Source organism: Kocuria salsicia (genome assembly GCF_039532055.1).
Lineage (GTDB): Bacteria > Actinomycetota > Actinomycetes > Actinomycetales > Micrococcaceae > Kocuria > Kocuria salsicia.
The window spans coordinates 1-658 of the sequence record NZ_BAAARF010000015.1; the positions used below are offsets into that span (position 1 = coordinate 1).

1 protein-coding gene is annotated in these 658 nt (G+C 70.2%); it reads right to left on the bottom strand.

Features of this window, described 5'->3' with window-relative positions:
• Positions 1-548 (bottom strand): transposase (locus ABD264_RS11475; protein ID WP_486327059.1); only part of this gene is annotated, 548 nt, incomplete at its 3' end.
• Positions 549-658 lie beyond the last annotated feature (110 nt).

Consider the following 658-nt stretch of genomic DNA (forward strand, 5'->3'; position numbering starts at 1 on the left):
ACGGTGACGTACTTGTCGCCGCGGCGGGTGTGGCGCCAGACGTGCTCGTCGACGCCGATGACCTTGACCCCGTCGAACCGGCCGGGGTCGTCGATGAGCACCCGCTTGCCCTCGGCCAGCACGGCGTCGTTGGCGGTGTTCCACGAGACTCCCAGGCCTTCGGCGACGCGGGCCACGGTCAGGTGCTGGCACACGATCCCTTCCAGCGCCCACCGCAGACCGCGACGGGAGAGCCTCGCCCGCGGCTCGGCCGCCTTGGTGGTGTCCTGGCGCCACACGTGTCCGCACCCGGTGCACCGGTAGCGGCGAACCGTGACCAGCAGCGTCGTAGGTCGCCAGCCCAGCGGCTCGTGCGCCAGGCGCCGCACCACGGTGTCGCGGGGCGTGCCCTCGCAGCCGCAGCGTCGGCACCACTGGTCCGGTTCCAGGACCCGGCAGGCCAGGATCGCCTGCTCGGGCTCGAGGCGCTGACCGACGACGTCAAGACCGAGCTCGTCGAGACGGCAGAAGGTGGTCAAGTCAGGGCAGGCGAAGGTAGCGTCAGGCACGTCGAGGTCTTCCAGATGAGGCGTGTAGGAACCTTCATCTTCGGGAGGCCTCGACCCCTATCCGGCGACCGACGCGCCGACCCCAACTACACCCTGGATCCTGAAGAGCC